This window comes from Myxococcus sp. CA039A, assembly GCF_013336645.1.
Taxonomy (GTDB): domain Bacteria; phylum Myxococcota; class Myxococcia; order Myxococcales; family Myxococcaceae; genus Myxococcus; species Myxococcus llanfairpwllgwyngyllgogerychwyrndrobwllllantysiliogogogochensis.
Map to the genome: position 1 here is coordinate 1 of NZ_JABUMQ010000494.1, position 5,566 is coordinate 5,566.

At 70.8% G+C, this 5,566-nt stretch carries 6 protein-coding genes and 1 pseudogene; 5 read left to right on the top strand and 2 right to left on the bottom strand.

The features are described 5' to 3' along the window. The 5 genes from HR086_RS44225 to HR086_RS44245 form a co-directional block, all read left to right on the top strand. Positions 1–445: LD-carboxypeptidase (locus HR086_RS44225; protein WP_174468644.1), on the top strand; the 445-nt coding region annotated here is incomplete at its 5' end. Then, positions 442–1,632 carry a serine hydrolase gene (locus HR086_RS44230; protein ID WP_174468645.1) on the top strand — a complete coding sequence of 397 codons (1,191 nt, stop codon included), beginning with the start codon at positions 442–444 and terminating at the stop codon, positions 1,630–1,632. The genes HR086_RS44225 and HR086_RS44230, both read left to right, overlap by 4 nt. Beyond that, positions 1,625–3,097 carry a UDP-N-acetylmuramate:L-alanyl-gamma-D-glutamyl-meso-diaminopimelate ligase gene (mpl, locus tag HR086_RS44235; RefSeq protein WP_174464205.1) on the top strand — a complete coding sequence of 491 codons (1,473 nt, stop codon included), beginning with the start codon at positions 1,625–1,627 and terminating at the stop codon, positions 3,095–3,097. The genes HR086_RS44230 and mpl overlap by 8 nt, the downstream gene beginning before the upstream one ends. Position 3,098: 1 nt before the next feature. Further along, a complete protein-coding gene (locus HR086_RS44240; protein ID WP_174464204.1) occupies positions 3,099–3,659 on the top strand; it encodes a TlpA disulfide reductase family protein in 561 nt (186 codons plus the stop codon). A 17-nt stretch (positions 3,660–3,676) separates the two neighbouring features. Continuing rightward, entirely contained in the window at positions 3,677–4,504 is an 828-nt protein-coding gene (locus tag HR086_RS44245; protein WP_174464203.1) for an inositol monophosphatase family protein, read from the top strand. On the opposite strand, the gene HR086_RS44250 is transcribed toward HR086_RS44245, so the two are convergent. Beyond that, entirely contained in the window at positions 4,501–5,115 is a 615-nt protein-coding gene (locus HR086_RS44250; RefSeq protein WP_174468646.1) for a polysaccharide biosynthesis/export family protein, read from the bottom strand. The two genes, HR086_RS44245 and HR086_RS44250, sit on opposite strands and share 4 nt — an antisense overlap. 49 nt (positions 5,116–5,164) lie before the next feature. Next, a pseudogene (locus HR086_RS44255) lies at positions 5,165–5,566 on the bottom strand (hypothetical protein); the annotation flags it as partial.

The window sequence follows — 5,566 nt, forward strand, 5'->3', positions numbered from 1 at the left end:
GGCCCCGCCCCCGCTGACCGGCACCGCCACCTACGTCCCCGGCACCGCCGAGGGCCACCTCGTCGGCGGCAACCTCTCCGTCTTCGCCACCCTCCTGGGCACCCCGTACCTGCCGCCCCTCGACGGCGCCGTGCTCCTCCTCGAGGACGTCACCGAGCGCCCCTATCGCCTCGACCGCATGTGGACCCAACTGCGCCTCGCCGGCGTCTTCTCCCGCGTGCGCGGCATCGTCCTCGGCGACTTCACCGCCTGCGAGGAGCGGGGCACCGACTACACCAGCGGCGACGTCCTCCGAGACCTCGCTCGCGAGTCGGGCGTCCCCTGCGCGGCGGGCTTCCCCATCGGCCACGGTGCCCTCAACTACCCCGTGGCCCTCGGCACGCAGGTTCGCCTGGACGCGGACTCGGCCCGGCTCACATTCCTCGAAGGAGCCGTGCGCGCATGAGCGCCCCTCCTGAACAACACCCCATCGCCGTCCTCCAGACGCTGCTCGACGAGGCCGTGGGCATCGGCGTCTTCCCCGCCGCCCAGGCCGTCGTCCTCCACCGGGGCGTCCAGGTCTTCGGCGGCGTCGCGGGAAAAGTCTCTGGCGACACGCGCTTCGACCTCGCCTCGCTCACGAAGGTCATCAGCACCACCGCCCTGTTCCTCCGCCTGTGGACCGAAGGCAAGGTGGGGCCCGATACCCTCGTGTCCCGCTACTTCCCTGGCTCGCCCGTCGGCGACGCGGGCGCCACCGTCGCGGACCTGCTCTACCACCGCTCCGGCCTGCCTCCCTTCGTCCCGTTCTTCGCCCAGGCACTCACCGCCCACCCCGAGATGCTCGACGCCACCTGTCCCTCCGCCACGCGCTCCCGCGTCCGCGACGAGGTCCTCCAGGCCGCCGCCTCCACGCCGCTCGCCGCCGCGCCTCGCACGCGCACCGCGTACAGCGACGTGGGCTTCATCCTCCTCGGCGAGATTCTCTCCCGCGCCGCCAGCGCCCCGCTCGACACGCTCTTCTCCCGCCACGTCGCCGAGCCGCTCGGCCTCTCCGCCCGCTTCCACCGCCTCACCGACTTCCCCGCCGACGCCATGCCCGCGCCCACCGGCGCCATGCGCCCTCGCGAGCCCGCGCCCGGTCAGGAGTCACTGTGGAAGGACGTGCCCACCCAGCCCACGCGCCCCGGCGAAGTCGATGACGACAACGCCTGGGTGATGGACGGTGTCGCCGGACACGCGGGCCTGTTCGGCACCGCCGTGGACGTGGCTCGCTTCGGTCAGGCCGTGCTCGATGGCTGCGCGGGGACGAGCCCCGTGATTGCGCCGGCCCTGCTCTGGCACCGCGCGCTCGCCACGGATGCGCTCGTGCCGGGCAGCACGCGCTCCATGGGCTTCGACTCACCGTCCCAGGTCGGCTCCAGCGCGGGCCGCTTCGTGGGCGACTCACCTCCGGGCGCCGTCGGGCACCTGGGCTTCACCGGAACGAGTCTCTGGGTGGACCTGCGTCGCTCGCTGGTGGTGGCGCTCGTCACCAACCGCGTGGCGCTCGGCCGCCAGGAGCTGCGCATCCGCGACTTCCGACCCGTCTTCCATGACTTCGTCGTGGAGGCGCTCGGCCTCACCGCCATCTCGCAGGGAACGCATGGCTGACGACAACGGTAACGTCCTCGACACCCTCGAGCCCGGCAGCGTCCGCCGCGTCCACCTGGTGGGCGTGGCGGGCACCGGCATGGGCTCCTTCGCTGGAATGCTCAAGGCCGCCGGCTACGAAGTCACCGGCAGCGACGAGAATGTCTACCCACCGATGAGCGACATGCTCAAGGCGTGGGGCATCCCCGCCGCCTCGCCCTACCGCCCGGAGAACCTGGACGACGCGAAGCCGGACCTTGTCATCATCGGCAACGTCATCCGCCGCGTGAATCCCGAGGCCACCGCCGTCCGCGAGCGCGGCATCAAGCAGATGAGCTTCCCCGCCGCCCTGGGCTCGCTCTTCCTCGCCCGCTCGCACTCCGTCGTCGTCGCCGGCACCCACGGCAAGACGACGACGTCCTCCATGATGGCCCACGTCCTCGTCGAGGCCGGCAAGGACCCGTCCTTCCTCGTGGGCGGCGTCACCCAGAACTACTCGGGCAACTACCGCGTCGGCAAAGGCCCGCACTTCGTCGTCGAGGGCGACGAGTACGACACCGCCTACTGGGACAAGGGCTCCAAGTTCCTCCACTACCGCCCACGCACCGCCATCCTCACCAGCGTGGAGTTCGACCACGCGGACATCTTCCGCGACTTGCCCCACTACGAGGCGACGTTCGAGAAGTTCGTCCGGCTCATCCCCGCGGACGGGCAGCTCATCGTCTGCGCCGCGTACCCCAACGCCGTGAAGCTCGCGCGCGAGGGCTGCCAGGGCCGCGTCGTCACGTACGTCGCGAAGGAGGGTGCGGACGCGGACTACGTCCCTCGCGAGGTCTCCTTCGGTGCCAACGGCGCGCGCTTCCAGGTGGTGGAGCGCGGCACGGTGCTCGGCACGGTGGAGCTGCCCATGGGCGGCCTGCACAACGTGGAGAACGCGCTGAGTGTCATCGCCGCCGCGCGCGGGCTGGGCCTGTCCTTCGACGAAATCGCCAAGGGCCTGTCCACGTTCCGGGGCGTGAAGCGGCGGCAGGAGCCTCGCGGCGAGCCGAATGGAATCCTCGTGGTGGACGACTTCGCGCACCACCCGACGGCCGTGCGAGAGACCATCGACGCCATCCACCATCGCTACCCGGAGCGTCGGCTGTGGGCCATCTTCGAGCCCCGCTCCAACACCAGCCGCCGCAACATCCACCAGGAGGACTACGCCCACGCCTTCACCGGCGCGGCCCGCGCCAGCCTCAAGGTGCCCGAGCGGCATGACAAGGTGCCCGTCGGCGAGGAGCTCGACGTGCGCAAGCTGGTGGCGGACCTCCAGGCCCAGGGAATCGCGGCCGAGGGCTCCACCGACGTGCAGGCCATGGTGGACCTGGTGGCGCGCGAGTCTCGCCCCGGTGACGTGCTGCTCGTGATGAGCAACGGCGCCTTCGGTGGGTTCATCGAGAAGCTGCTCGTGGCCTTGAAGGCCCGCTCGGGGGAGACTGCCTGACATGCGCCTCCCGCTCACCGTCCTCCTGGGTGTCCTGTCCATCACGGGCTGTGCTCGCAGCAGCACGATGCCGCCCCTCACGCCCGCCGTGCCCGGGGGCCCCGAGGAGCAGGGCACGCAGGTCTCCGCCACGCAGCCGCTCGTCTTCCAGGTGAAGCGCTACCCCGGTGGCGAGCTGTATGACCTCGTGAGCGACAGGGGCAGCGTGGTGCTGGTCGACGTGTGGGCCACCTGGTGCGAGCCCTGTCGGGACGCGCTGCCCTTCTACGAGAACCTCGTGCGCGAGTACGGCGCCAAGGGCCTCAAGGTCTACGCGCTCAACGTGGACGAGGACGCGCGCGCGATTGAGCCGTTCCTGAAGGAAGTGAAGGTGGGCCTGCCCGTCCTCGTTGACGAGAACGCCCGCGTGGCCGAGCGCACGCTGAAGGTGCGCGGCATGCCCACGACGTACTTCATCGACAAGCGCGGCGTGGTGCGCCACGTCCACGAGGGCTTCAACGAGGAGTTCCTCACCAAGTACCAGTCGGAAATCGAAGCGCTGCTGGCCGAGCCCGCGCCGTAGCCCGCCCAGGAGACGTCATGGCTGACACCGCCCCGGAGACTCCCGCCGAGCTGCGCCGCACCGCGGAGGAGGGGGCTCGGCTCGCGGGCCGCATCCTCGCCGACCGCTTCCCGGGCGAGCGCATCATCGAGCTCAAGGGTGGCATCGACCTGGTGACGGACGCGGACCGCGCGTCGGAGGAGGCGCTGCTCGCCTTCCTGCGCGAGCGTCACCCCACCCACGCCATCCTCGCGGAGGAGAGCGGCGCGACGGCGGGCACGGATGGCCTGCGCTGGCTGGTGGATCCGCTCGACGGCACCACCAACTACGCCCACCGCGTGCCGCACTTCTGCGTCAGCGTCGCCGTGGAGGGCCCTGGCGGCGTGCTGGCCGGCGCCGTGTATGACCCGATGCTGGATGAGCTGTTCTCCGCCGCGCGAGGGGAGGGCGCCACGCTCAATGGCCGCCCGCTGCGCGCCAGCACCGTGGACAGGCTGGACAGGGCGCTGTTGTGCACGGGCTTTCCCTACGACGTCCGCGAGAAGCCGGAGGGGCCGGTGGGCCTCTTCACCCGCTTCGTCCTGCGCGCTCAGGGCATGCGTCGCACGGGCAGCGCGGCCATGGACCTGGCCTATGTGGCCGCAGGTCGCTTCGATGGCTTCTTCGAGTTCGGCCTCAAGCCCTGGGATATCGCCGCGGGCTCGCTGCTCGTGGAGGAGGCCGGAGGCGTCATCCGCCATGTCACGGGCGCACCGTTCAGCGTGATGCGCGGTGACGTCATCGCCTCCGCGCCCGCGCTGGCTCCGGTGCTGCTCTCCGAGGCCCGGCACTTCATCGACGAGCTGGGCTGGACACCGCGCCCCTAGAAGAAGCTCTCCGGCACGAAGACGATGTCGCCGGGCTGGAGCATGAAGTTCTTCTCGCGCCCCACGCCGATGTCCTCGACGGGCACTCGAATCTTCCGCTCCAGGCCGTCCACCACGCGCGTCACCAGCGTGTTGTTCTTCGCCGCCAGCTTGGTGAAGCCGCCCGCGAGCGTAATCGCCTGGACGATGGACATCTCTCCATCCACCGGGAAGGTGCCGGGCTTCTGCACTTCGCCGAAGACGAAGACTTTGTGCGAGTTGTACTCGCGGATCAGCACCGACACCTGCGGCCGGCGCACGTAGCGCGCAAGGCACTCGCGCAGCGTGTCCGCCGCGGTGCTGGGGGTCGTCCCGCGCAGCGGCACCTTGCCGCACAGCGGGTAGTCGATGGTGCCCTCGGGTGACAGGCGCCACGTCCCGGAGTGCTCGGGCTCCTGGAAGACACGCACCTCCACCACGTCCCCGGGCCCCAGCGTGCCGCCGCCGGAGCGGGCCTCACCCGCCTCGGCCGCTGGCGTGGGCGTGGGGGGAGGAGGACGCGGCGCCGAGCCGAAGCACGCGGACAGCGTTCCCGACAGGAGCAGGGCGAGACAGAGGCGGAGCGTTCTCATCCGGGAGGAGACCTCGTGGGCGGGGAAGCTTCCGCGGCGCTGCGGGGGCTCAGTACGTCACCGAGAGGCGAGCATACCCCTCGTGGCGCGTGTAGTTCAGGCCGCCGCCATCCACGGAGGATGAGCGGTTGCTCAGCATGTAGCCCGCGGCGCCGGTGAGCCACGGACGGAACTGGTACTCGGGCCCCGCGTCCACCGTCACCACCGTGTCGCCACGGTTGCCGGAGAAGCTCAGGAAGTCGACCATGCCCATCGCGTGCAAGGTCAGCTTGCCGCCCAGCAACGCGCGCGCCTCGGCGGAGACCCGGTCGTCCCGGAACATGCCGTAGGCCGCCACCGGCTCCAGCATGCGCAGATAGCCGCCCTTGAACGTCAGCGTGGGGCTGAACAGGTACGTGCCGTCCAACTGGCCGAGCACCGTCCCGCCGCCCGCCTCCCCGAAGTTCTGCCC